General features: G+C 42.8%; 11 protein-coding genes, 40 tRNA genes and 4 rRNA genes. 50 read left to right on the top strand and 5 right to left on the bottom strand.

The genetic code is table 11. The annotated features are described in order from the left end of the window. The first annotated feature begins 119 nt into the window (after positions 1–119). The 4 genes from pruA (at position 120) to FH508_RS18855 (ending at position 5861) form a co-directional block, all read left to right on the top strand. Positions 120–1664: an L-glutamate gamma-semialdehyde dehydrogenase gene (pruA, locus tag FH508_RS18870; RefSeq protein ID WP_173479745.1), complete on the top strand. Its 1545-nt coding sequence runs from the start codon at positions 120–122 to the stop codon at positions 1662–1664. Positions 1665–1892: 228 nt separating this feature from the next. Further along, positions 1893–3086 carry an ornithine--oxo-acid transaminase gene (locus FH508_RS18865; protein ID WP_173479744.1) on the top strand — a complete coding sequence of 398 codons (1194 nt, stop codon included), beginning with the start codon at positions 1893–1895 and terminating at the stop codon, positions 3084–3086. An 83-nt stretch (positions 3087–3169) separates the two neighbouring features. Then, positions 3170–4414 (top strand): Glu/Leu/Phe/Val family dehydrogenase, encoded by a 1245-nt coding sequence (locus tag FH508_RS18860; RefSeq protein WP_173479743.1) that lies wholly within the window; start codon positions 3170–3172, stop codon positions 4412–4414. 283 nt (positions 4415–4697) lie between these two features. Then, positions 4698–5861 (top strand): iron-containing alcohol dehydrogenase, encoded by a 1164-nt coding sequence (locus FH508_RS18855; protein WP_173479742.1) that lies wholly within the window; start codon positions 4698–4700, stop codon positions 5859–5861. Between the two features lie 40 nt (positions 5862–5901). On the opposite strand, the gene FH508_RS18850 is transcribed toward FH508_RS18855, so the two are convergent. Both FH508_RS18850 and FH508_RS18845 read right to left on the bottom strand, forming a co-directional pair. Continuing rightward, on the bottom strand, positions 5902–6894 hold the full coding sequence (locus FH508_RS18850; RefSeq protein WP_173479741.1) for a cation diffusion facilitator family transporter: 993 nt from the start codon (positions 6892–6894) through the stop codon (positions 5902–5904). A 15-nt stretch (positions 6895–6909) separates the two neighbouring features. Further along, a complete protein-coding gene (locus FH508_RS18845) occupies positions 6910–7632 on the bottom strand; it encodes an MgtC/SapB family protein (RefSeq protein WP_173479740.1) in 723 nt (240 codons plus the stop codon). Positions 7633–7764: 132 nt separating this feature from the next. Here FH508_RS18845 and FH508_RS18840 point away from each other — a divergent pair, with 132 nt between their 5' ends. From FH508_RS18840 to FH508_RS18725, 24 genes are all read left to right on the top strand, one after another. Continuing rightward, the gene (locus FH508_RS18840) at positions 7765–8664 is read left to right on the top strand and encodes a DMT family transporter (protein WP_173479739.1); all 900 of its coding nucleotides are present in this window, start codon (positions 7765–7767) and stop codon (positions 8662–8664) included. Between the two features lie 271 nt (positions 8665–8935). After that, positions 8936–10487, top strand: a 16S ribosomal RNA gene (locus FH508_RS18835). 181 nt (positions 10488–10668) lie between these two features. Further along, positions 10669–13596: ribosomal RNA gene (locus FH508_RS18830) — 23S ribosomal RNA — on the top strand. Between the two features lie 103 nt (positions 13597–13699). Further along, positions 13700–13815: ribosomal RNA gene (rrf, locus tag FH508_RS18825) — 5S ribosomal RNA — on the top strand. The 16S, 23S and 5S rRNA genes sit together here with 20 tRNA genes alongside, the layout of an rRNA operon. Before the next feature lie 10 nt (positions 13816–13825). Then, a tRNA-Val gene (locus FH508_RS18820) sits at positions 13826–13901 on the top strand. 3 nt (positions 13902–13904) lie between these two features. Then, positions 13905–13980: transfer RNA gene (locus FH508_RS18815), tRNA-Thr, on the top strand. A 6-nt stretch (positions 13981–13986) separates the two neighbouring features. Next, positions 13987–14062: transfer RNA gene (locus FH508_RS18810), tRNA-Lys, on the top strand. Between the two features lie 25 nt (positions 14063–14087). Beyond that, positions 14088–14172 (top strand) — tRNA-Leu (locus tag FH508_RS18805). A gap of 48 nt (positions 14173–14220) precedes the next feature. Next, positions 14221–14295: transfer RNA gene (locus FH508_RS18800), tRNA-Gly, on the top strand. Positions 14296–14300: 5 nt separating this feature from the next. Further along, a tRNA-Leu gene (locus FH508_RS18795) sits at positions 14301–14389 on the top strand. A 15-nt stretch (positions 14390–14404) separates the two neighbouring features. Continuing rightward, positions 14405–14481: transfer RNA gene (locus FH508_RS18790), tRNA-Arg, on the top strand. Positions 14482–14490: 9 nt separating this feature from the next. Further along, positions 14491–14567, top strand: a tRNA-Pro gene (locus FH508_RS18785). A gap of 21 nt (positions 14568–14588) precedes the next feature. Continuing rightward, a tRNA-Ala gene (locus tag FH508_RS18780) sits at positions 14589–14664 on the top strand. 26 nt (positions 14665–14690) lie between these two features. Next, a tRNA-Met gene (locus FH508_RS18775) sits at positions 14691–14764 on the top strand. 7 nt (positions 14765–14771) lie between these two features. Further along, a tRNA-Ile gene (locus tag FH508_RS18770) sits at positions 14772–14848 on the top strand. Between the two features lie 12 nt (positions 14849–14860). Beyond that, positions 14861–14953, top strand: a tRNA-Ser gene (locus FH508_RS18765). A gap of 53 nt (positions 14954–15006) precedes the next feature. Beyond that, positions 15007–15081: transfer RNA gene (locus FH508_RS18760), tRNA-Met, on the top strand. A gap of 3 nt (positions 15082–15084) precedes the next feature. Next, positions 15085–15160: transfer RNA gene (locus FH508_RS18755), tRNA-Asp, on the top strand. A 37-nt stretch (positions 15161–15197) separates the two neighbouring features. Next, a tRNA-Phe gene (locus tag FH508_RS18750) sits at positions 15198–15273 on the top strand. Positions 15274–15278: 5 nt separating this feature from the next. Beyond that, positions 15279–15352, top strand: a tRNA-Gly gene (locus tag FH508_RS18745). Positions 15353–15355: 3 nt separating this feature from the next. Beyond that, a tRNA-Ile gene (locus FH508_RS18740) sits at positions 15356–15432 on the top strand. Positions 15433–15436: 4 nt separating this feature from the next. Further along, positions 15437–15513: transfer RNA gene (locus FH508_RS18735), tRNA-Asn, on the top strand. Positions 15514–15526: 13 nt separating this feature from the next. Beyond that, positions 15527–15617 (top strand) — tRNA-Ser (locus FH508_RS18730). Positions 15618–15619: 2 nt separating this feature from the next. Further along, positions 15620–15691: transfer RNA gene (locus FH508_RS18725), tRNA-Glu, on the top strand. A gap of 103 nt (positions 15692–15794) precedes the next feature. On the opposite strand, the gene nadA is transcribed toward FH508_RS18725, so the two are convergent. From nadA to nadB, 3 genes are read right to left on the bottom strand one after another with little or no spacing between them, the layout of a single operon-like run. Next, positions 15795–16898 (bottom strand): quinolinate synthase NadA, encoded by a 1104-nt coding sequence (gene nadA, locus FH508_RS18720; protein WP_228134148.1) that lies wholly within the window; start codon positions 16896–16898, stop codon positions 15795–15797. Next, positions 16885–17745, bottom strand: coding sequence for a carboxylating nicotinate-nucleotide diphosphorylase (nadC, locus tag FH508_RS18715; protein WP_228134147.1), 861 nt, complete (start codon positions 17743–17745; stop codon positions 16885–16887). Before nadC ends, nadA begins: the two co-directional genes overlap by 14 nt. Further along, complete coding sequence (gene nadB, locus FH508_RS18710; protein WP_228134146.1) at positions 17702–19288, bottom strand: L-aspartate oxidase; 1587 nt, start codon at positions 19286–19288, stop codon at positions 17702–17704. The genes nadC and nadB overlap by 44 nt, the downstream gene beginning before the upstream one ends. A 99-nt stretch (positions 19289–19387) precedes the next feature. On the opposite strand from nadB, the gene FH508_RS18705 reads away from it, so the two are divergent. From FH508_RS18705 to FH508_RS18600, 22 genes are all read left to right on the top strand, one after another. After that, positions 19388–20479, top strand: coding sequence for a cysteine desulfurase family protein (locus FH508_RS18705; RefSeq protein ID WP_228134522.1), 1092 nt, complete (start codon positions 19388–19390; stop codon positions 20477–20479). Between the two features lie 553 nt (positions 20480–21032). Continuing rightward, positions 21033–21148 (top strand): 5S ribosomal RNA (gene rrf / locus FH508_RS18700). 10 nt (positions 21149–21158) lie between these two features. After that, positions 21159–21234 (top strand) — tRNA-Val (locus FH508_RS18695). Between the two features lie 3 nt (positions 21235–21237). Then, positions 21238–21313 (top strand) — tRNA-Thr (locus FH508_RS18690). Positions 21314–21319: 6 nt separating this feature from the next. Beyond that, positions 21320–21395 (top strand) — tRNA-Lys (locus FH508_RS18685). 25 nt (positions 21396–21420) lie between these two features. Continuing rightward, positions 21421–21505 (top strand) — tRNA-Leu (locus FH508_RS18680). 48 nt (positions 21506–21553) lie between these two features. Then, positions 21554–21628: transfer RNA gene (locus FH508_RS18675), tRNA-Gly, on the top strand. Between the two features lie 5 nt (positions 21629–21633). After that, positions 21634–21722, top strand: a tRNA-Leu gene (locus tag FH508_RS18670). A 15-nt stretch (positions 21723–21737) separates the two neighbouring features. After that, positions 21738–21814, top strand: a tRNA-Arg gene (locus FH508_RS18665). Between the two features lie 9 nt (positions 21815–21823). Beyond that, positions 21824–21900 (top strand) — tRNA-Pro (locus tag FH508_RS18660). 21 nt (positions 21901–21921) lie between these two features. After that, positions 21922–21997, top strand: a tRNA-Ala gene (locus tag FH508_RS18655). A gap of 26 nt (positions 21998–22023) precedes the next feature. Next, a tRNA-Met gene (locus tag FH508_RS18650) sits at positions 22024–22097 on the top strand. 7 nt (positions 22098–22104) lie between these two features. Continuing rightward, a tRNA-Ile gene (locus tag FH508_RS18645) sits at positions 22105–22181 on the top strand. Between the two features lie 12 nt (positions 22182–22193). After that, positions 22194–22286 (top strand) — tRNA-Ser (locus tag FH508_RS18640). A gap of 53 nt (positions 22287–22339) precedes the next feature. Continuing rightward, positions 22340–22414 (top strand) — tRNA-Met (locus FH508_RS18635). A gap of 3 nt (positions 22415–22417) precedes the next feature. Beyond that, positions 22418–22493: transfer RNA gene (locus tag FH508_RS18630), tRNA-Asp, on the top strand. Positions 22494–22530: 37 nt separating this feature from the next. Continuing rightward, positions 22531–22606 (top strand) — tRNA-Phe (locus FH508_RS18625). A gap of 5 nt (positions 22607–22611) precedes the next feature. Continuing rightward, positions 22612–22685: transfer RNA gene (locus tag FH508_RS18620), tRNA-Gly, on the top strand. A 3-nt stretch (positions 22686–22688) separates the two neighbouring features. Next, positions 22689–22765 (top strand) — tRNA-Ile (locus FH508_RS18615). Positions 22766–22769: 4 nt separating this feature from the next. Then, positions 22770–22846: transfer RNA gene (locus tag FH508_RS18610), tRNA-Asn, on the top strand. Positions 22847–22859: 13 nt separating this feature from the next. Beyond that, a tRNA-Ser gene (locus FH508_RS18605) sits at positions 22860–22950 on the top strand. A gap of 2 nt (positions 22951–22952) precedes the next feature. Beyond that, positions 22953–23024 (top strand) — tRNA-Glu (locus tag FH508_RS18600). The last annotated feature ends 71 nt before the right edge of the window (positions 23025–23095 follow it).

Below are 23095 nucleotides of genomic sequence, written 5' to 3'. Positions count from 1 at the left end.
GAAATATGCAACGAAATTTTGCATTATAATAAGTGTAAGAATATTTTATACGCAAAAATATTTTGCGTCAATGTTTTTTGCACACTAAATATTTACAGCTCACAAAAGGAGGATATAGTATGATTCCATACAAACACGAACCATTTACAGATTTTTCTCAAGAGGCAAACTACAACGCTTATTTAGAGGCATTAAATAAAGTTGAAGGTTATTTAGGTCAAGACTATCCACTAATCATTGGCGGAGAACGTATTACAACAGAAGATAAAATTGTTTCATATAATCCAGCAAAGAAAACAGAAGTAATCGGTCGCGTTTCAAAAGCAAGCAGAGAATTAGCTGAAAAAGCGATGCAAGCAGCAGATGAAACATTTAAAACTTGGAAAAAAGTAGACCCAGCTATTCGTGCTGACGTGTTATTCAAAGCAGCAGCAATTATCCGTCGCCGCAAACATGAATTCTCAGCACTTTTAACAAAAGAAGCTGGTAAACCTTGGAATGAAGCAGATGCTGATACAGCAGAAGCAATTGACTTCCTTGAATACTATGGTCGCCAAATGTTACGTATTAAAGACGGCCAACCAGTAGAAAGCCGTCCAGGCGAATACAACCGTTACGATTATATTCCATTAGGTATTGGTATTGTTATTTCACCATGGAACTTCCCATTCGCTATTATGGCTGGTACGACAGTTGCAGCTTTAGTAACAGGGAACACAGTATTATTAAAGCCAGCTTCAACAACACCAGTTGTTGCTTATAAATTTATCGAAGTTTTAGAAGAAGCGGGACTACCTGCAGGTGCAGTTAACTATGTACCAGGTTCAGGTGCAGAAGTTGGGGATTACTTAGTAGATCATCCAAAAACACGCTTCATCAGCTTCACAGGTTCTCGTGATGTAGGCTTACGTATTAACCAACGTGCTGCAACACATAACGATGGTCAAATTTGGATTAAACGTGTTATCGCTGAAATGGGCGGTAAAGATACAATCGTAGTTGATAAAGAAGCAGACTTAGAATTAGCTGCACAATCAATCGTAAAATCAGCTTTCGGTTTCTCAGGACAAAAATGTTCAGCATGTTCTCGTGCCGTTATTGTAGAAGATGTATATGATACAGTTGTTAACCGTGTAGCGGAGCTTACAAATGCGTTAACAGTTGGTGACCCAGCTGACAATAGCAACTTCATGGCGACAGTTATTGACCAAGCAGCATTTAATAAAATTACTGAATACATTGAAATTGGGAAAGGTGAAGGTCGCCTTGTAGCAGGTGGTACAGCTGATGATTCAGTTGGTTACTTCATCAACCCAACAGTATTCGCAGACGTAGACCGTTCTGCTCGTATTATGAAAGAAGAAATCTTCGGACCAGTTGTGGCAATTGCGAAAGCAAAAGATTTCGATGAAGCAATCGAAATTGCAAACGACACAGAGTACGGCTTAACAGGTGCAGTTATTACAAACAATCGTATGAACTTAGAAAAAGCTCGTGAAGATTTCCATGTTGGTAACTTATACTTCAACCGTGGTTGTACAGGTGCTATCGTTGGTTACCAACCATTTGGTGGCTTCAACATGTCAGGTACTGACTCAAAAGCTGGTGGCCCAGACTACCTACAACTTCATATGCAAGCAAAAACAACTTCAGAAATGCTTTAATTTTTACTGATTTGAGTGGCATAAAACCACATGTTCAAAGATGGATTGTTTAAATAAGAAGAAAGAGCTAGCAAAGCCTCGTAGATTGTAATACCTACGAGGCGTGCAGCTTCATTAATAGCAGACGAATTTTCATGTTGTTTCTATTAAATAGCTCCTTTATTAAAACTGTTAAACAGACCAATCTTTTTTGATTTTCATTTTAAGTTAGTAGGGAGAGAATGCTATATGACAAAATCACAACAAGTTATTGAACAAACACAAAATTACGGTGCTGCAAACTATCATCCACTGCCAATCGTTATTGCAGAGGCTGAAGGTGCTTGGGTTAAAGATCCAGAAGGAAACAAATACTTAGATATGTTATCAGCATATTCTGCAGTGAATCAGGGGCATCGCCATCCGAAAATTATTGCTGCATTAAAAGAACAAGCTGATAAAGTAACTTTAACTTCTCGTGCATTTTATAGTGAAAACTTAGGTGAATGGTATGAGTTAGTAGGTAAATTAACAAATAAACAAATGGTTTTACCTATGAATACAGGTGCAGAAGCTGTAGAAACTGCATTTAAAGCTGCTCGTCGTTGGGCTTATGATGTAAAAGGCGTAGAAGAAGGTAAAGCAGAACTAATCGCTTGTAACGGAAACTTCCACGGACGTACGATGCTAGCAGTATCTTTATCATCTGATGAAGAATACCGTCGTGGCTTCGGACCAATGTTACCAAATATCAAACTTGTTGATTATGGTAATTTAGAAGCGTTAAAAGCTGCAATTACACCGAATACAGCTGCATTTTTAATTGAGCCAATTCAAGGTGAAGCTGGTATTGTTATTCCACCAGAAGGCTTCTTAAAAGCTGCACGTGAATTATGCCGTGAAAATAATGTTTTATTTATTGCGGATGAAATTCAAGCTGGTTTAGCTCGTACAGGTAAAATGTTTGCATGTGATTGGGAAGAAGTAGAACCTGATATGTACATCCTTGGTAAAGCATTAGGTGGCGGTGTATTCCCTATTTCTTGTGTAGCTGCTAATCGTGAAATTTTAGGTGTCTTCAATCCTGGTTCTCACGGTTCAACTTTCGGAGGAAATCCATTAGCGTGTGCGGTTTCTATCGCATCTATTAAAGTTTTATTAGATGAAAAATTAGCAGAGCGCTCACAAGAACTTGGTGAATATTTCAAAGGTAAACTACGTGAAATTAACAACCCAGTGATTAAAGATGTTCGTGGCCGTGGTTTATTCATCGGTATGGAATTAACAGAAGCTGCTCGTCCATATTGTGAAAAACTAAAAGAATTAGGTTTATTATGTAAAGAAACACATGATACTGTAATTCGTTTTGCTCCACCACTAGTTATTTCTCAAGAAGATTTAGATTGGTCTATTGCTCAAATTGAAAAAGTATTTAAACTTTAACAAAATGTTCACATTTTAATTAAGAAGTGTGTTACAATGATGCCGATATACAATCATTAAAAAAAACAAAGAGGCGATTTAAAATGTCTGAAAACTTAAATCTGTTCACATCAACTCAAGATGTTATTCAAGAAGCTCTTAATAAACTAGGCTATGACGAAGCAATGTATGAACTACTAAAAGAACCGCTTCGTATGCTACAAGTCCGCATTCCAGTTAAAATGGATGATGGAACTACAAAAGTATTTACTGGTTACCGTGCACAACATAATGATGCAGTAGGACCAACTAAAGGTGGAGTACGTTTCCATCCAGCTGTATCCGAAGAGGAAGTTAAAGCGCTTTCAATGTGGATGACATTGAAATGTGGAATTGTAGATCTACCATATGGCGGAGGTAAAGGCGGTGTCATCTGTGACCCACGTCAAATGTCTATGGGTGAAATCGAACGTCTAAGCCGTGGTTATGTTCGTGCGGTTAGTCAAATCGTTGGACCAACAAAAGATATTCCTGCTCCAGACGTATTTACGAATGCACAAATTATGGCATGGATGATGGATGAATACAGTCGTATGGACGAATTCAACTCTCCAGGTTTCATTACTGGTAAGCCACTAGTTCTTGGTGGTTCTCAAGGTCGTGACCGTGCAACTGCTCAAGGTGTAACAATCGTTATCGAAGAGGCTGCGAAAAAACGTGGTATCGACATTAAAGGTGCTCGCGTTGTAATCCAAGGTTTTGGTAACGCAGGTAGCTTCTTAGCTAAATTCATGAATGATTTAGGTGCCAAAGTAATTGGTATTTCTGATGCTTACGGTGCACTTCATGATCCTGAAGGTTTAGATATCGACTACTTATTAGATCGTCGTGATAGCTTCGGAACAGTAACAACTTTATTTGAAAACACAATTTCAAATAAAGATCTTTTAGAGCTTGATTGTGATATTTTAGTTCCAGCTGCAATTGAAAACCAAATTACTGCAGACAATGCGCATAATATTAAAGCAAACATTGTCGTTGAAGCAGCAAATGGCCCAACAACTTCAGAGGCGACTAAAATTTTAACAGAGCGTGGCATTTTACTTGTACCAGACGTATTAGCATCTGCTGGTGGTGTTACAGTTTCTTACTTTGAATGGGTACAAAATAACCAAGGTTATTACTGGACTGAGGAAGAAGTAGAAGAACGCCTTTACAAAAAAATGGTTGATGCATTTGAAAATGTTTATACAACTGCGACTACACGTAACATCAATATGCGCTTAGCTGCATATATGGTTGGTGTGCGCCGTACTGCAGAAGCATCTCGCTTCCGTGGTTGGGTTTAATCAATAGATATTTAAAAAGACATTCCTAATTAGGGATGTCTTTTTTTATGTAAAAACTTAAATGCCGTTAATTTGAGCTATAGGGCGCTTTCGCTCAGCACAACGTAAACCGTCACCTCGCTGTCGATGTCGCATACAAGTTGTTTGTGCAGACGAAGTGGATTTTCCTTTAGTATGCATCGAAATTGTGTGAGTGCCTGTCACCCATTGCATTTTTTGGTTTTAAATCTTTGCTTTCTGCATTGTAATTATGAGAAAATCCAACTAGAAAGGGGCGAATTCAATGGATTCATTTACATTTTTTAACCCAGTAAAATTACACTTTGGTGAAGATGCGCTGGAAAAATTACCGAAAGAGTTAGCGCAGTATGGAAGTAAGGTGCTAATGGTTTACGGTGGAGGTAGTATCAAGAGTAATGGTGTATACAATGCTGTTATTGAGAAGCTACAACAAGCAGATAAAACAGTATTTGAATTAAGTGGGGTAGAGCCTAATCCGCGAGTAGAAACGGCGCGAATTGGTATTGAGATTTGTAAAAAAGAAGGTATTGATCTTGTGCTTGCTGTTGGTGGCGGCTCTGTCATTGACTGTTCTAAATTAATTGTTGCTGGTGCTAAATATGATGGCGACGCATGGGATATTGTTAAACGAAAAGTATTAGTTCAAGATGCTTTGCCACTTGGAACAGTTTTAACATTAGCTGCTACAGGATCCGAAATGAATTCAGGCTCTGTTATTACAAATGCAGCAACAGAAGAAAAGTTAGGGTGGGGTAGTCCTGCTGCGTTCCCTAAATTTTCGATTTTAAATCCAGCATACACAGTGTCAGTACCGAAAAATCATACGGTTTACGGTATGGTCGATATGATGTCCCATGTTTTGGAGCAATATTTCCACAACACGACGAATACGCCTGTGACTGATGAAATGTGTGAGGGTGTTTTACGAACTGTTGTGACGACAGCACCTAAATTACTAAAAGATTTAGAAGATATTTCATTACGTGAAACGATTTTGCTAGCTGGAACGATTGGTTTAAATGGTTTCTTATCAATTGGCTCACGCGGAGATTGGGCATCACATAATATTGAGCATGCGGTATCAGCAATTTATGATATACCTCATGCTGGTGGTTTAGCCATTTTACAACCTCATTGGATGAGATTAAATGTGCCTGTAAACCCAGAACGTTTTGCAGGTTTAGCCACTCGCGTTTTCGGTGTAGATGCGACAGGAAAAACGGCAGAAGAAATTGCTTATGAGGGAATTGATCGTTTGTCAGCATTTTGGACTTCTTTAGATGCGCCAAACCGTTTAGCTGATTATAATATCGATGATTCGAAATTCGATCAAATTATTGAACATGCAATGCAAAACGGACCTTTTGGTAACTTTAATAAGCTACAAGAAGACGATGTTCGTACAATTTTACAAAACGCATTATAAAAATAAAGCCAATTGCCAGTATAGGCAATTGGCTTTAATGTTATTGTTTTTTATAGGCAATTGAAGGTCTTTCACCGACGTGCACCCAGTTAACTTTACCATCATCTTCATCAAATAAAATAGCTACTTTTGAGACGCCTTTTTGACTTAGAATGACTTCTGTTAAATGATCGCGGACATCATCTAGAAAGGCAAGTGATAAATTTGCATCTGCTTCAGCGACTAATTCAACATGTAAAAATTCGCCTTCTTTTACAACCTCTAAGCGGAAAATATCTTTAATATTAGGATCATCCATTACGAGATGGGCGATATGATTGAGCATTTCTTCATCTGTTTCACCAATTACCCCGCGAGCGTTATCTAAGAAAACCTTTCCGACTACATAAAACATCATACAGCCGATAATAATTGAAACAAGTCCTTCGATTCTCGTCCAACCTGTAAAATGTGCAATTAAGATAGCGACAAAGGCTAAAACATTACCACCTGTTGCTACTAAATCTTCCATAAAAACTAATTTTGTAGCAGGCTTGGCACGATTTAAAAAACCAAATGCTTTTGGAATAGACATCATACCAGCTTTTTCTTGTCCTGCTTCGTGAAGTACTTCGACTGCCGCTTTGGCAAGAACAGTTCCTTCTAATACAATCCCGATAAATAAAACACCAAGTGCAATCAGCATTCCTTTTGATTCACCAGAAGGATGCATAAAATGATGCCAGCCTTCTTTTATCGTCTCGTAAGAAAGAATAGCTACAATTATAACGGCAAACAGGCAAACTAGATTGACGATTCGACCAAAGCCCCCAGGGAATTTTTTTGTAGGGGCTTTTTTAGATAACGCTGAACCAATATATACGAATAGTTGGTTTGCTGCATCTCCAAGTGAGTGCATCATTTCGGCAAACATAGCGACATTGCCTGTGAAAAAGAAGGCAATTCCTTTTATGATACCTAAAAATGCGTTGACAAATGCAGCCATTAATGAAGGCTTATTACCTTCCTTGAGTAGTTTTAATATTTCTGTCATTAAAGAATCCTCCAGCTAGTTTAAAATTTCCATTTCAATTTTTTCAATATAAGGTAAGGTACGTAATGAACGATAAAACGACAGTAAGTTATCTGAGACAATCAACGATAAACGGAAATCTAATTCGTGTAACACTTGATTATTACCTAAAGGAATGTCTTTTATACGAATGTTTTCAATTACAATATTGCTGTCCTTTAAAAATAGAAGGAATGATTCCGTGTTACTATCATCATCAATTTGAATTTTTAACGAAACTTCTCGCATACGAATTCTTTTTGGTCCAATCTTCATAAGAAATGGAGACAATACTTCAATACCGAACACAATAATAATTACAGCTAAAGTAGCATCCATATAGAAGCCTGCGCCAACAGCAATTCCGATACCAGCAGCTCCCCAAATCATAGCAGCGGTAGTTAAACCCGAAATGCTATCATTACCGCGTCTTAATATGACTCCCGCTCCAAGAAACCCAATGCCACTTACTATTTGGGCTGCCAGACGAAGAGGGTCCATCGTTATATTAATGTCTGTTCTTGGAGGAGTTGAGTATGCGGTCTCAATCGAGATAATTGTAAGTAAGCAGCTGAATGTAGCAATAACTAAACTGGTTTTTAATCCAACAGGTTTCTTTTTTAATTCCCTCTCAATGCCGATTACTAAACTTAATGTGGCTGCAATAACTAATTTTATGCCAACTTCATATGTAATCATATTCTCCAATAATGTTTCCAAACGCACCCCTCCATTTATATTTCGTATTGCTAAGAGATATGCAAGCTGTCATTATTATATGTACATTACTTTTTTGTATTGTACATCATGAAAGTAATGATGTATAAGCTTTTTTTCTGGAGGTCGATTTCAATGAATGAACCAAAGATTCATCCGTATATCCCAATTTTTATTGGCGTTATATCAGTATCTTTATCAGCCATTTTTGTAAAATTAGCAAATGCGGAGTCGGGTGTTATTGCTTTTTATCGTATGTTGTTTTCTGTCATAATCATGGCACCGTTATTTTTCATGAAATATACGAAAGAATTAAAGCATTTATCTAAGAGGGATTGGCTTTTTTCTTCAATTGCTGGAGTATTTTTAGCATTTCACTTTATTTTGTGGTTTGAATCACTAAATTACACATCTGTTGCAAGTTCAACTGTGCTTGTGACACTTCAGCCACTTTTTGCGTTTGTCGGTACATACTTTTTCTTTAAAGAGGCTATTACTTTAAAAACCATTCTAGCCGGAGCAATTGCCATCGTTGGTAGTGTATTAATTAGCTGGGGGGATTTTAAGCTTAGTGGCTCTGCTTTCTATGGAGATATGCTTGCATTAATTGCTTGCGCACTTATTACAACCTATCTTTTATTTGGCCAGGATGTACGAAAACGACTTTCACTTGTAACCTATACAATGATTGTTTACGTAGTGAACACAATTACATTGTTTTTCTATGTACTAATAAAAGGGGAATCATTCGGTCCTTATTCTACGATGGACTGGACGTGGTTTATTTTATTAGCCATTGTTCCTAATTTATTAGGTCATACTTTATTTAATTGGTCTATTAAATATGTTAGTACGAATGTGGTATCAATTGCTATTTTATTCGAGCCAATTGGAGCAGCTATTTTAGCTCTTATTATTTTCAAAGAGTATTTAATCGCAACACAGATTGTTGGTGGATTAGTTGTAATAGTAGGGATTCTATTGTTTGTAGTGGACGAGAAAAAGATTTTAAAGTTTTTTAAGAAAAAAGCTTGATTTTTATATTGCTATATTATATATTATTACTTGTCCTTAACAAGAGGGACGGCTTGAAAATAACGATTTAAAAAAGTTGTTGACTTCTTGTTAAAAACAAGTTATATTAATAAAGTCGCTAAAAACAAGCGACTATGAAATGAACCTTGAAAACTGAACAAGCAAAACGTAATCAATATAGTTTTTAGTAGCTAACTTCGTTAGTGAACGAAACAAAATTTTGGACATCAAAATTGATGCCAGCAAAACAATTTGAGCTAATCAAATTTCTTTTATGGAGAGTTTGATCCTGGCTCAGGACGAACGCTGGCGGCGTGCCTAATACATGCAAGTCGAGCGGACAGATAAGGAGCTTGCTCCTTTGACGTTAGCGGCGGACGGGTGAGTAACACGTGGGCAACCTACCCTATAGTTTGGGATAACTCCGGGAAACCGGGGCTAATACCGAATAATCTTTTGTCTCTCATGAGACAATTCTGAAAGACGGTTTCGGCTGTCGCTATAGGATGGGCCCGCGGCGCATTAGCTAGTTGGTGAGGTAACGGCTCACCAAGGCAACGATGCGTAGCCGACCTGAGAGGGTGATCGGCCACACTGGGACTGAGACACGGCCCAGACTCCTACGGGAGGCAGCAGTAGGGAATCTTCCACAATGGGCGAAAGCCTGATGGAGCAACGCCGCGTGAGTGAAGAAGGATTTCGGTTCGTAAAACTCTGTTGTAAGGGAAGAACAAGTACAGTAGTAACTGGCTGTACCTTGACGGTACCTTATTAGAAAGCCACGGCTAACTACGTGCCAGCAGCCGCGGTAATACGTAGGTGGCAAGCGTTGTCCGGAATTATTGGGCGTAAAGCGCGCGCAGGTGGTTTCTTAAGTCTGATGTGAAAGCCCACGGCTCAACCGTGGAGGGTCATTGGAAACTGGGAGACTTGAGTGCAGAAGAGGATAGTGGAATTCCAAGTGTAGCGGTGAAATGCGTAGAGATTTGGAGGAACACCAGTGGCGAAGGCGACTATCTGGTCTGTAACTGACACTGAGGCGCGAAAGCGTGGGGAGCAAACAGGATTAGATACCCTGGTAGTCCACGCCGTAAACGATGAGTGCTAAGTGTTAGGGGGTTTCCGCCCCTTAGTGCTGCAGCTAACGCATTAAGCACTCCGCCTGGGGAGTACGGTCGCAAGACTGAAACTCAAAGGAATTGACGGGGGCCCGCACAAGCGGTGGAGCATGTGGTTTAATTCGAAGCAACGCGAAGAACCTTACCAGGTCTTGACATCCCGTTGACCACTGTAGAGATATAGTTTTCCCTTCGGGGACAACGGTGACAGGTGGTGCATGGTTGTCGTCAGCTCGTGTCGTGAGATGTTGGGTTAAGTCCCGCAACGAGCGCAACCCTTGATCTTAGTTGCCATCATTTAGTTGGGCACTCTAAGGTGACTGCCGGTGACAAACCGGAGGAAGGTGGGGATGACGTCAAATCATCATGCCCCTTATGACCTGGGCTACACACGTGCTACAATGGACGATACAAACGGTTGCCAACTCGCGAGAGGGAGCTAATCCGATAAAGTCGTTCTCAGTTCGGATTGTAGGCTGCAACTCGCCTACATGAAGCCGGAATCGCTAGTAATCGCGGATCAGCATGCCGCGGTGAATACGTTCCCGGGCCTTGTACACACCGCCCGTCACACCACGAGAGTTTGTAACACCCGAAGTCGGTGAGGTAACCTTTTGGAGCCAGCCGCCGAAGGTGGGATAGATGATTGGGGTGAAGTCGTAACAAGGTAGCCGTATCGGAAGGTGCGGCTGGATCACCTCCTTTCTAAGGATATTTTCGGAATACAAACCTTGGGTTTGTAAGATTACGTTTTGCGTTCAGTTTTGAAGGTTCATCATTAGATGAAACACTTCAAAACTTGTTCTTTGAAAACTGGATAAAACGACATTGAAATTGTAACAAACACATTTATTTTTTAAATTAAGTTTTTTAGGCTTAATAACTAGGTTAAGTTATTAAGGGCGCACGGCGAATGCCTTGGCACTAGGAGCCGAAGAAGGACGGCACTAACACCGATATGCTTCGGGGAGCTGTAAGTGAGCTTTGATCCGGAGATTTCCGAATGGGGGAACCCACTACGTTTAATCGCGTAGTATCTTGACGTGAATACATAGCGTCTTGAAGGCAGACCCAGGGAACTGAAACATCTAAGTACCTGGAGGAAGAGAAAGAAAAATCGATTCCCTGAGTAGCGGCGAGCGAAACGGGAAGAGCCCAAACCAAGAGGCTTGCCTCTTGGGGTTGTAGGACACTCTATACGGAGTTACAAAGGAATGAGTTAGATGAAGCGACTTGGAAAGGTCCGCCAGAGCAGGTAAAAGCCCTGTAGTCGAAAGTTTATTCCCTCCAGAGTGGATCCTGAGTACGGCGGAACACGTGAAATTCCGTCGGAATCCGGGAGGACCATCTCCCAAGGCTAAATACTACCTAGTGACCGATAGTGAACCAGTACCGTGAGGGAAAGGTGAAAAGCACCCCGGAAGGGGAGTGAAAGAGATCCTGAAACCGTGTGCCTACAAGTAGTTAGAGCCCGTTAATGGGTGATAGCGTGCCTTTTGTAGAATGAACCGGCGAGTTACGATTACGTGCGAGGTTAAGCTTTAGAAGGCGGAGCCGCAGCGAAAGCGAGTCTGAATAGGGCGAATTAGTACGTGGTCGTAGACCCGAAACCAGGTGATCTACCCATGTCCAGGGTGAAGGTGAGGTAACACTTACTGGAGGCCCGAACCCACGCACGTTGAAAAGTGCGGGGATGAGGTGTGGGTAGCGGAGAAATTCCAATCGAACTTGGAGATAGCTGGTTCTCTCCGAAATAGCTTTAGGGCTAGCCTCGTGATGAGAATACTGGAGGTAGAGCACTGTTTGGACTAGGGGGCCATCCCGGTTTACCGAATTCAGACAAACTCCGAATGCCAGATATTTATACACGGGAGTCAGACTGCGAGTGATAAGATCCGTAGTCAAAAGGGAAACAGCCCAGACCACCAGCTAAGGTCCCAAAGTAATCGTTAAGTGGAAAAGGATGTGGCGTTGCACAGACAACCAGGATGTTGGCTTAGAAGCAGCCATCATTTAAAGAGTGCGTAATAGCTCACTGGTCGAGTGACGCTGCGCCGAAAATGTATCGGGGCTAAACGATTCACCGAAGCTGTGGATTGACATCTACGATGTCAGTGGTAGGAGAGCGTTCTAAGTGCGTTGAAGTCAGACCGGAAGGACTGGTGGAGCGCTTAGAAGTGAGAATGCCGGTATGAGTAGCGAAAGACGGGTGAGAATCCCGTCCACCGTATGACTAAGGTTTCCTGAGGAAGGCTCGTCCGCTCAGGGTTAGTCGGGACCTAAGCCGAGGCCGATAGGCGTAGGCGATGGACAACAGGTTGATATTCCTGTACCACCTCCTCACCGTTTGAGAAATGGGGGGACGCAGTAGGATAGGGTAAGCGCGCCGTTGGTTGTGCGCGTCCAAGCAGTAAGGCGTGTGTGTAGGCAAATCCGCACACTGTAACGTTGAGCTGTGATGGCGAGTCCGTATGGACGAAGTTCCTGATTTCACACTGCCAAGAAAAGCCTCTATCGAGGTGAGAGGTGCCCGTACCGCAAACCGACACAGGTAGTCGAGGAGAGAATCCTAAGGTGTGCGAGAGAACTCTCGTTAAGGAACTCGGCAAAATGACCCCGTAACTTCGGGAGAAGGGGTGCTCTTGAGCGTGCAAGCGCACGAGAGCCGCAGTGAATAGGCCCAGGCGACTGTTTAGCAAAAACACAGGTCTCTGCAAAACCGTAAGGTGACGTATAGGGGCTGACGCCTGCCCGGTGCTGGAAGGTTAAGAGGAGTGGTTAGCGCAAGCGAAGCTGCGAATTGAAGCCCCAGTAAACGGCGGCCGTAACTATAACGGTCCTAAGGTAGCGAAATTCCTTGTCGGGTAAGTTCCGACCCGCACGAAAGGCGTAACGATCTGGGCACTGTCTCAACGAGAGACTCGGTGAAATTATAGTACCTGTGAAGATGCAGGTTACCCGCGACAGGACGGAAAGACCCCGTGGAGCTTTACTGTAGCCTGATATTGAATTTTGGTACAACTTGTACAGGATAGGTAGGAGCCAGAGATCTCGGAGCGCCAGCTTCGAAGGAGGCGTCGGTGGGATACTACCCTGGTTGTATTGAAATTCTAACCCATGCCCCTTAGCGGGGCAGGAGACAGTGTCAGGCGGACAGTTTGACTGGGGCGGTCGCCTCCTAAAAGGTAACGGAGGCGCCCAAAGGTTCCCTCAGAATGGTTGGAAATCATTCGTAGAGTGTAAAGGCACAAGGGAGCTTGACTGCGAGACCTACAAGTCGAGCAGGGTCGAAAGACGGGCTTAGTGATCCGGTGGTTCCGCATGGAAGGGCCATCGCTCAACGGATAAAAGCTACCCCGGGGATAACAGGCTTATCTCCCCCAAGAGTCCACATCGACGGGGAGGTTTGGCACCTCGATGTCGGCTCATCGCATCCTGGGGCTGTAGTCGGTCCCAAGGGTTGGGCTGTTCGCCCATTAAAGCGGTACGCGAGCTGGGTTCAGAACGTCGTGAGACAGTTCGGTCCCTATCCGTCGTGGGCGTAGGAAATTTGAGAGGAGCTGTCCTTAGTACGAGAGGACCGGGATGGACACACCGCTGGTGTACCAGTTGTCTTGCCAAAGGCATCGCTGGGTAGCTATGTGTGGACGGGATAAGTGCTGAAAGCATCTAAGCATGAAGCCCCCCTCAAGATGAGATTTCCCATTACGCAAGTAAGTAAGATCCCTCAAAGACGATGAGGTAGATAGGTTCGAGGTGGAAGTGTGGTGACACATGGAGCTGACGAATACTAATCGATCGAGGACTTAACCAAAAAAGTTTGAAACATTCAATGAACCGTTTATCCAGTTTTGAAAGAACAACACTTTCAATTAAGAGGGTTTCAAGATACGATGTATATTGAAAGCCGAACATAGTCTAGTGATGATGGCAAAGAGGTCACACCCGTTCCCATACCGAACACGGAAGTTAAGCTCTTTAGCGCCGATGGTAGTTGGGGGCTTCCCCCTGTGAGAGTAGGACGTCGCTAGGCATAATACCCAGGAGGATTAGCTCAGCTGGGAGAGCATCTGCCTTACAAGCAGAGGGTCGGCGGTTCGAGCCCGTCATCCTCCACCATATGCCGGTTTAGCTCAGCAGGTAGAGCAACTGACTTGTAATCAGTAGGTCGTGGGTTCGATTCCTATAGCCGGCACCATTTTTTGAGCCATTAGCTCAGTTGGTAGAGCATCTGACTTTTAATCAGAGGGTCGAAGGTTCGAGTCCTTCATGGCTCACCATTTTTATAATTGCCAACAATAATATGCGGGTGTGGCGGAATTGGCAGACGCACTAGACTTAGGATCTAGCGCCGCGAGGCGTGGGGGTTCGACTCCCTTCACCCGCACCATTTATTTTTTAATTTCATAATTGCCAGGATAAATAATCTTATGCACATGCGGAAGTAGTTCAGTGGTAGAACACCACCTTGCCAAGGTGGGGGTCGCGAGTTCGAACCTCGTCTTCCGCTCCAAATGTGCCGGGGTGGCGGAACTGGCAGACGCACAGGACTTAAAATCCTGCGGTAGGTGACTACCGTGCCGGTTCGATTCCGGCCCTCGGCACCATTTTTTTAATAGTAAGCGCCCGTAGCTCAATTGGATAGAGCGTCTGACTACGGATCAGAAGGTTGTGGGTTCGACTCCTGCCGGGCGCGCCAATAAATGAACGGGAAGTAGCTCAGCTTGGTAGAGCACTTGGTTTGGGACCAAGGGGTCGCAGGTTCGAATCCTGTCTTCCCGACCATTTCCTAACACATATAATTATGGGGCCTTAGCTCAGCTGGGAGAGCGCCTGCCTTGCACGCAGGAGGTCAGCGGTTCGATCCCGCTAGGCTCCACCATAATTTATAACCAGTATAAAGATCCTGGCGGTGTAGCTCAGCTGGCTAGAGCATTCGGTTCATACCCGAAAGGTCGTGGGTTCGACTCCCTCCGCCGCCATCTTAAAGGACCTTTAGCTCAGTTGGTTAGAGCAGACGGCTCATAACCGTCCGGTCGCAGGTTCGAGTCCTGCAAGGTCCACCATTTATATACTACGGAGGTATACCCAAGTCTGGCTGAAGGGATCGGTCTTGAAAACCGACAGGCGGGTAACACCGCGCGGGGGTTCGAATCCCTCTACCTCCTCCAGTTTTTATTTAGTAAATGGTGTGCTAACAACTCGATATAATAAATAGTATTTTCGCGGGGTGGAGCAGTGGTAGCTCGTCGGGCTCATAACCCGAAGGTCGTTGGTTCAAATCCGGCCCCCGCAACCAAATGGTCCCGTGGTGTAGCGGTTAACATGCCTGCCTGTCACGCAGGAGATCGCCGGTTCGATCCCGGTCGGGACCGCCATTTTTTAAATAAGTTGATAGCTTAGTAAGAAGTATATGGGTCAGTAGCTCAGTTGGTAGAGCATTAGATTGAAGCTCTAAGTGTCGGCGGTTCGATTCCGTCCTGACCCACCATATACGCGGGTGTAGTTTAATGGTAAAACCTCAGCCTTCCAAGCTGATGTCGTGAGTTCGATTCTCATCACCCGCTCCAAATGGGCCTATAGCTCAGCTGGTTAGAGCGCACGCCTGATAAGCGTGAGGTCGATGGTTCGAGTCCATTTAGGCCCACCATTATTCCGAAGTAGCTCAGTTGGTAGTAGCACCTGACTGTTAATCAGGTTGTCGCAGGTTCGAGTCCTGCCTTCGGAGCCATTTTTTAATTTGTGGGGAAGTACTCAAGAGGCTGAAGAGGCGCCCCTGCTAAGGGTGTAGGTCGGGTAACCGGCGCGAGGGTTCAAATCCCTCCTTCTCCGCCATTGGCCCCTTGGTCAAGCGGTTAAGACACCGCCCTTTCACGGCGGTAACACGGGTTCGAATCCCGTAGGGGTCATACTAAAGCACAGTCGATGTGAACAAATACATCGACTGTGCTTTTTTTATTAGGAGAAATAGGAAAAATCGTCTACCAATAAATAGGTAGACGATTTTTTCGCTTATGCACGTGATAGCATTCTTTCAAGTGAGCTACGAGCTTCCTTTGCCGTTGACGCATCTACTTGGATACGGTTATGGGGCTTGCCCTGAACAATGCTCTCAAGTGACCACAGTAAATGTGGAAGGTCAATGCGATTCATTGTAAGACAAGGGCAAAAGTTTTCGTTTAAAGAAATAATATGTTTATCAGGATGTTGTTGAATAATTCGGTTTACTAAATTCATTTCTGTGCCAATTGCCCACGCTGATCCGCTTGAAGCATTATTAATCGTATCAAGGATATATTTTGTAGAGCCTGCATCATCTGCAGCTGCGACAACTTCACGGCTACATTCAGGATGAACGATAATACGCATATTTGGATGTGATTGACGAACCATTGCTGTATGTTGCACTGTAAAGCCTTCATGTACCGAACAGTGTCCTTTCCACAATATTACTTGAATATTTTCTGGCGATTGATCTGTTTCAAGCGTATTCGTATGTGGATTCCATACGGCCATATTTTCGAGTGGCACACCTAAGTCGAACGCTGTATTTCTTCCTAAATGCTGATCTGGTAAAAATAATATACGCTGTTTTTGTGTAAATGCCCATTTTACCATTTCTTTAGCATTAGAAGAGGTTACACAAGCACCGCCGTGACGTCCAGTAAATGCTTTAATCGCGGCAGTAGAATTAACATATGTTAACGGCAAAATTGTATTGCCGAAAAGTTGCTGTAGAATTGGCCAAGCTTGTTCAGTTTGATAAATATCTGCCATATCAGCCATCGAACACCCTGCACGCATATCAGGTAGGTAGACATGTTGCTTCTCCATAGTAAGCATATCGGCTGTCTCTGCCATAAAATGCACACCACAAAAAACGATATGCTCGGCTTCTTTATTAGCAGCGGATATTTGAGCAAGCTGTAAGGAATCCCCTGTAGCATCAGCAAATTGTATTACTTCATCTTTTTGATAGTGATGGCCAGGTATAAAGAGTGTCTTACCTAGCTTCTTTTTTATAGTTCGAATACGAGATTCCATTTCGATTGTTGATAATGTTCGATAATGCTCAGGAAGTAATGAGGTTTGTTGTAGTAAACTAGTGATGGACAAGTGTATGTTCTCCTTTCATTTGTACAAGTGCACTAATATCAAAAGTTTTTACGGAATGAGTTAATGCGCCTAATGATATCCATTGAATGCCTGACTTTGCATAAGCATTGAGGTTTTCTAATGTAATGCCACCAGAAGCTTCAGTAGCGATATGTGCTGGAACGATTGGAAGCCAAGCATGTATTTCTTCAGGTGTACGATTATCGAACATAATAATGTCAGCCCCTGCTAATATAGCTTCTTCTAATTGTGCCTTCGTTTCAATCTCGACTTCGATTTTTACCGTGTGCCCAATTTTCTTGCGAGCAGTTTGTACGGCTTTGGTAATACTTCCTGCAAAAGCAATATGATTATCCTTGAGCATAATTGCATCGTATAAGCCACTTCGGTGATTATAGGCACCTCCTACTCGTACCGCATATTTGTCGAGCATACGTAATCCTGGAATGGTTTTGCGTGTATCACAAATTTTCGCAGAGGTTCCTACAGTTTCACGAACAGCTAAGTTGGCTGCTGTAGCGATAGCAGACATGCGTTGAATAAGATTCAAAATGACTCGTTCACCTAATAATAATTTTTGTAGAGGTCCTTTAATAACAGCAAGGACATCTCCGTAATTCACAGCATCCCCATCATTTTTATGCATAGTTATATGCATCGAAGGATCAAGTAAACGAAATCCATGTTCGATAATAGGCGTTCCACAAAAAATACCGCTGTCTTTTGCATAAAAGGAAAAGGAGCCTATTTGGTCGATTGAAAAGATTAGTTCACTTGATAAATCTCCATCTCCTATATCTTCATTAAAAAATTGCTTGAGCATTTCCTCGAGTTTGATGATATTCATACAATGAATTCCTCACTTTCATTTGTCCTTGTTGAAAAATAATCCAGCGCTGTGCCCACTTTGCTTCACTGTTAGGTTTATCATTCCGAATGTGTGCACCGCGAGTTTCTGTTCGCGTGATAGCTGCATGGAGCATCAATGATGCAACAATATGCATCATGTAAAGTTCGAGTTGCTGTTGATTTAAGTCCATTACTTTTACTTGACGTAGATTTTGTAATGAAGGTAGTTGTTCTTTCAAAAGCTGCATATCGAAAGGGTCTCGGACAATGCCTAATGAGCGCATCATTGTTTGTTGTAAGTTTTCCTTTGTGAATAATGCTGGCATTGATTGATAATCATTAACAACAGCAGGTGTGAAATTAGTTTGCTTACAACCTGCTTTTATAATAAATTGAGCCATTTTATGACCAAATGTTATGCCTTCGAGTAATGAATTGCTCGCTAAACGGTTTGCACCATGAACTCCTGTACATGCTACCTCACCAACAGCATAGAGATGAGAAATCGAGGTTCTTCCTTTATCATCCGCAATCACACCACCCATTAAAAAATGGGCGCCTGGAGCTACAGGAATTAGGCCGTCTTGTATATCTATACCGTTTTCAATACAAAGTTTTGTAATTGTAGGGAATTTAACTTCAAATCCCTGAATGCTTGAAATATCAATAAACGTTTCATGCCCTGAGGCGCGTTTAGTATATAATGTGTGTGCTGTAATATGGCGCGGAGCTAAATCGAGCAATGGATGCACACCTTCCATAATTGGTTGACGCTCGGCATTAACAAAAATTCCTCCTGCTCCCCGAACAGCTTCAGAAACCAATCCTTTAGCTTCACCATTACACCATAATAGACTTGGATGAAATTGCATAAATTCCATGTCACTGATAGCAGCGCCAGCACGGTAAGCTAATGCAATGCCGTCTCCAGTATTCGTGGCAAAGTTCGAAGTGTTTGAGTAGAGAGCACCTGCACCGCCTGAAGCCAGAATGACGTGATGAGCAAAGTAACGTTTTATTTCTTTTTCACTTTTTGTTAGTACGCCAATACAAGCACCATCCGTATTCAGTAACAAGTCATAAGCCATCTCATTGCTATTAATGTGAACGTTTGAAGATAGATGCTGAAGCAAATAATCAATTAGCACTTGTCCCGTCCTATCACCACCTGCATGTATAATTCGTTGATGGCTATGTGCTCCTTCTAAGCCTAGAGCAGGTTCGCCATTTTCTTGCCGATCGATAGGTAAACCCTCTAATAGCAGTTGCTGTATAATCGTCATTCCATCGTTTATTAGTACATCAACGAATTTGTTTTCATGATGGTGTTCACCTGCCGTCAGAGTATCTGCAATATGAAAACTAGTATGATCTTCTGGACTAGTAACAGCAGCTATTCCTCCTTGTGCACGATAAGAGCTACTCATTTTAACTGAGGATTTTGTAACAATCTGTACTTGAAAATATTGTCCGAGTAGTCGTGCTGCTTGAAGTGACGCAATGCCGCTACCAATAATAAGTATGTCTGTCTTTACATCCATAGCAATACCTTCTTTACAGTTGTCTTGACACATATCTTTACATAAAATAAAAAGGAAAACAAGACTTGATGACTAGAAAGGGAGAATTAGATGATTTATATGGATTATGCAGCAACATCTCCAATGTCCAGTAACGCACTTCAGGCTTATTGTGATGTAGCAAAACGTTATTATGGAAATAGTGCGAGCTTACACGATTTAGGAGGACAAGCAAATTATTTTGTGGAGCAGGCAAGAACTGTACTAGCCAAAACTCTCGGCGTTGAACGGAATGGGATAATTTTTACTGGGAGCGGCACAGAGGGAAATATACTATCAATTTTGTCACTAGCTTTAGCTGCAAAACAGGGTAAGCATATTATTTCATCCCAGGCTGAACATACATCTGTTCATGCAGCATTAAATACACTTGAAAAAATGGGGTTTGCCATCACGAAATTACCTTTACAGCTAAATGGGTGTATTGATGTAGAACAAGTTCGAAAAGCAATAAGGGAAGATACAGCATTAATAACGATTCAGCATGTAAATTCCGAAATAGGTTCCATCCAACCTGTTGAGGAAATCGTCGAAATAGCAAATAATGCAAATATATTTTTTCATGTGGATTGTGTGCAGTCATTTAGTAAACTAGCAACATATTCATTTAGTGCAAATGTAGATGCGATAACGGTTTCAGCCCATAAAATAGGAGGACCAAAAGGGTGTGGGGCTATTTTTATCAATCCGAAAATTCGAGTTCCAGCATTAACGCCTGGTGTAACGCATGAACGAGGTTTACGAGGAGGAACATTAGATACACCTGCCATTGTTGCATTTGCGACAGCTATTGAAAACTATCAATATGAGCGTCAACATTATGAATTACTGCGCCAATATTTACGAAACAATTTACCGTCAACTTGTCAGTTGATTGAATGTGACAATCAACTGCCTAGTATATGCGGCTTGATAATGGAAAAAGTAGAGGGGCAATATGTGTTGTTAAAATTAAACGAAGCAGGTATTTGTATTTCAACGGGTAGTGCTTGTGATATTCACAGTGAGTCTGGTACGAAGGCAATTTTATCAATGGGCTATACGATGGAGGAGGCACGCCAATTTTTTAGAATTTCCTTTGGACCAACAACATCATTTGAAGAAATTGATCAGTTAGTTGCTGCTCTTACTCATGTTTTTGTAAAATACTAAACGGAAATATAAATGTTAGTAAAATATTTTATAAAAAAGCTTTAGATTTTCACTTAGAGTCCCACTTTCAGTGAAAATCAAAGGCTTTTCTTAAATATGATTAGGAAATACATTGAAGGGTAGAATAGTACAGTTTTTATCTAATATCTATCCAAGTAGTTTCAAATAAAAATCTATTGGGGAAACTGTACACAGGCTCATTCGTAATATGCGCTTATTGTGTATCGCTAGACTGCAAAAAGGGTAGTAGTTTTGTTTGTTAGTTTTCTTTAGCATGCTTTTACTATGTGCTTATACGATAAAGTTTTTATTTTTATTAATAAAATGTTTTCTTTTGAAAAAACAATTGCTATAATGATTAGCAGAGCGATAATTTCTCTCACATAACAAAAATATCTTCAAAAAGTAATAATTTCTTTTTTTTATAAAAAAGGGTTGCAATATGTTGATAATCGTTATACAATAATTCTTGTCTTGAAGGACAGGTAAACAACTTCAAAACGACATACATAAAGGTTTCATGAATATGTAGTAAATTAGAAACCAAACATAGTCTAGTGATGATGGCAAAGAGGTCACACCCGTTCCCATACCGAACACGGAAGTTAAGCTCTTTAGCGCCGATGGTAGTTGGGGGCTTCCCCCTGTGAGAGTAGGACGTCGCTAGGCATAATACCCAGGAGGATTAGCTCAGCTGGGAGAGCATCTGCCTTACAAGCAGAGGGTCGGCGGTTCGAGCCCGTCATCCTCCACCATATGCCGGTTTAGCTCAGCAGGTAGAGCAACTGACTTGTAATCAGTAGGTCGTGGGTTCGATTCCTATAGCCGGCACCATTTTTTGAGCCATTAGCTCAGTTGGTAGAGCATCTGACTTTTAATCAGAGGGTCGAAGGTTCGAGTCCTTCATGGCTCACCATTTTTATAATTGCCAACAATAATATGCGGGTGTGGCGGAATTGGCAGACGCACTAGACTTAGGATCTAGCGCCGCGAGGCGTGGGGGTTCGACTCCCTTCACCCGCACCATTTATTTTTTAATTTCATAATTGCCAGGATAAATAATCTTATGCACATGCGGAAGTAGTTCAGTGGTAGAACACCACCTTGCCAAGGTGGGGGTCGCGAGTTCGAACCTCGTCTTCCGCTCCAAATGTGCCGGGGTGGCGGAACTGGCAGACGCACAGGACTTAAAATCCTGCGGTAGGTGACTACCGTGCCGGTTCGATTCCGGCCCTCGGCACCATTTTTTTAATAGTAAGCGCCCGTAGCTCAATTGGATAGAGCGTCTGACTACGGATCAGAAGGTTGTGGGTTCGACTCCTGCCGGGCGCGCCAATAAATGAACGGGAAGTAGCTCAGCTTGGTAGAGCACTTGGTTTGGGACCAAGGGGTCGCAGGTTCGAATCCTGTCTTCCCGACCATTTCCTAACACATATAATTATGGGGCCTTAGCTCAGCTGGGAGAGCGCCTGCCTTGCACGCAGGAGGTCAGCGGTTCGATCCCGCTAGGCTCCACCATAATTTATAACCAGTATAAAGATCCTGGCGGTGTAGCTCAGCTGGCTAGAGCATTCGGTTCATACCCGAAAGGTCGTGGGTTCGACTCCCTCCGCCGCCATCTTAAAGGACCTTTAGCTCAGTTGGTTAGAGCAGACGGCTCATAACCGTCCGGTCGCAGGTTCGAGTCCTGCAAGGTCCACCATTTATATACTACGGAGGTATACCCAAGTCTGGCTGAAGGGATCGGTCTTGAAAACCGACAGGCGGGTAACACCGCGCGGGGGTTCGAATCCCTCTACCTCCTCCAGTTTTTATTTAGTAAATGGTGTGCTAACAACTCGATATAATAAATAGTATTTTCGCGGGGTGGAGCAGTGGTAGCTCGTCGGGCTCATAACCCGAAGGTCGTTGGTTCAAATCCGGCCCCCGCAACCAAATGGTCCCGTGGTGTAGCGGTTAACATGCCTGCCTGTCACGCAGGAGATCGCCGGTTCGATCCCGGTCGGGACCGCCATTTTTTAAATAAGTTGATAGCTTAGTAAGAAGTATATGGGTCAGTAGCTCAGTTGGTAGAGCATTAGATTGAAGCTCTAAGTGTCGGCGGTTCGATTCCGTCCTGACCCACCATATACGCGGGTGTAGTTTAATGGTAAAACCTCAGCCTTCCAAGCTGATGTCGTGAGTTCGATTCTCATCACCCGCTCCAAATGGGCCTATAGCTCAGCTGGTTAGAGCGCACGCCTGATAAGCGTGAGGTCGATGGTTCGAGTCCATTTAGGCCCACCATTATTCCGAAGTAGCTCAGTTGGTAGTAGCACCTGACTGTTAATCAGGTTGTCGCAGGTTCGAGTCCTGCCTTCGGAGCCATTTTTTAATTTGTGGGGAAGTACTCAAGAGGCTGAAGAGGCGCCCCTGCTAAGGGTGTAGGTCGGGTAACCGGCGCGAGGGTTCAAATCCCTCCTTCTCCGCCATTGGCCCCTTGGTCAAGCGGTTAAGACACCGCCCTTTCACGGCGGTAACACGGGTTCGAATCCCGTAGGGGTCATACTAAAACGCAGTAAATGTGATTATCACATTTACTGCGTTTTTTTGTTAGAGTGAAAGATAGCTAATAAA

The organism is Lysinibacillus sp. CD3-6 (assembly GCF_006351725.2).
Taxonomy (GTDB): domain Bacteria; phylum Bacillota; class Bacilli; order Bacillales_A; family Planococcaceae; genus Lysinibacillus.
The sequence above is the reverse complement of the archived record's forward strand: the minus strand, read 5'-3'. Positions and strand labels throughout refer to the sequence as shown.

What these genes read in the sequence shown, in the direction of transcription:
- FH508_RS18860 (WP_173479743.1), top strand. Translation starts at nt 3,170, where the DNA reads ATGTCTGAAAACTTAAATCTGTTCACATCAACTCAAGATGTTATTCAA.
- FH508_RS18850 (WP_173479741.1), bottom strand. Translation starts at nt 6,894, where the DNA reads ATGACAGAAATATTAAAACTACTCAAGGAAGGTAATAAGCCTTCATTA.
- FH508_RS18855 (WP_173479742.1), top strand. Translation starts at nt 4,698, where the DNA reads ATGGATTCATTTACATTTTTTAACCCAGTAAAATTACACTTTGGTGAA.
- nadC (WP_228134147.1), bottom strand. Translation starts at nt 17,745, where the DNA reads ATGAATATCATCAAACTCGAGGAAATGCTCAAGCAATTTTTTAATGAA.
- nadB (WP_228134146.1), bottom strand. Translation starts at nt 19,288, where the DNA reads ATGGATGTAAAGACAGACATACTTATTATTGGTAGCGGCATTGCGTCA.
- FH508_RS18840 (WP_173479739.1), top strand. Translation starts at nt 7,765, where the DNA reads ATGAATGAACCAAAGATTCATCCGTATATCCCAATTTTTATTGGCGTT.
- FH508_RS18705 (WP_228134522.1), top strand. Translation starts at nt 19,388, where the DNA reads ATGGATTATGCAGCAACATCTCCAATGTCCAGTAACGCACTTCAGGCT.
- pruA (WP_173479745.1), top strand. Translation starts at nt 120, where the DNA reads ATGATTCCATACAAACACGAACCATTTACAGATTTTTCTCAAGAGGCA.
- FH508_RS18865 (WP_173479744.1), top strand. Translation starts at nt 1,893, where the DNA reads ATGACAAAATCACAACAAGTTATTGAACAAACACAAAATTACGGTGCT.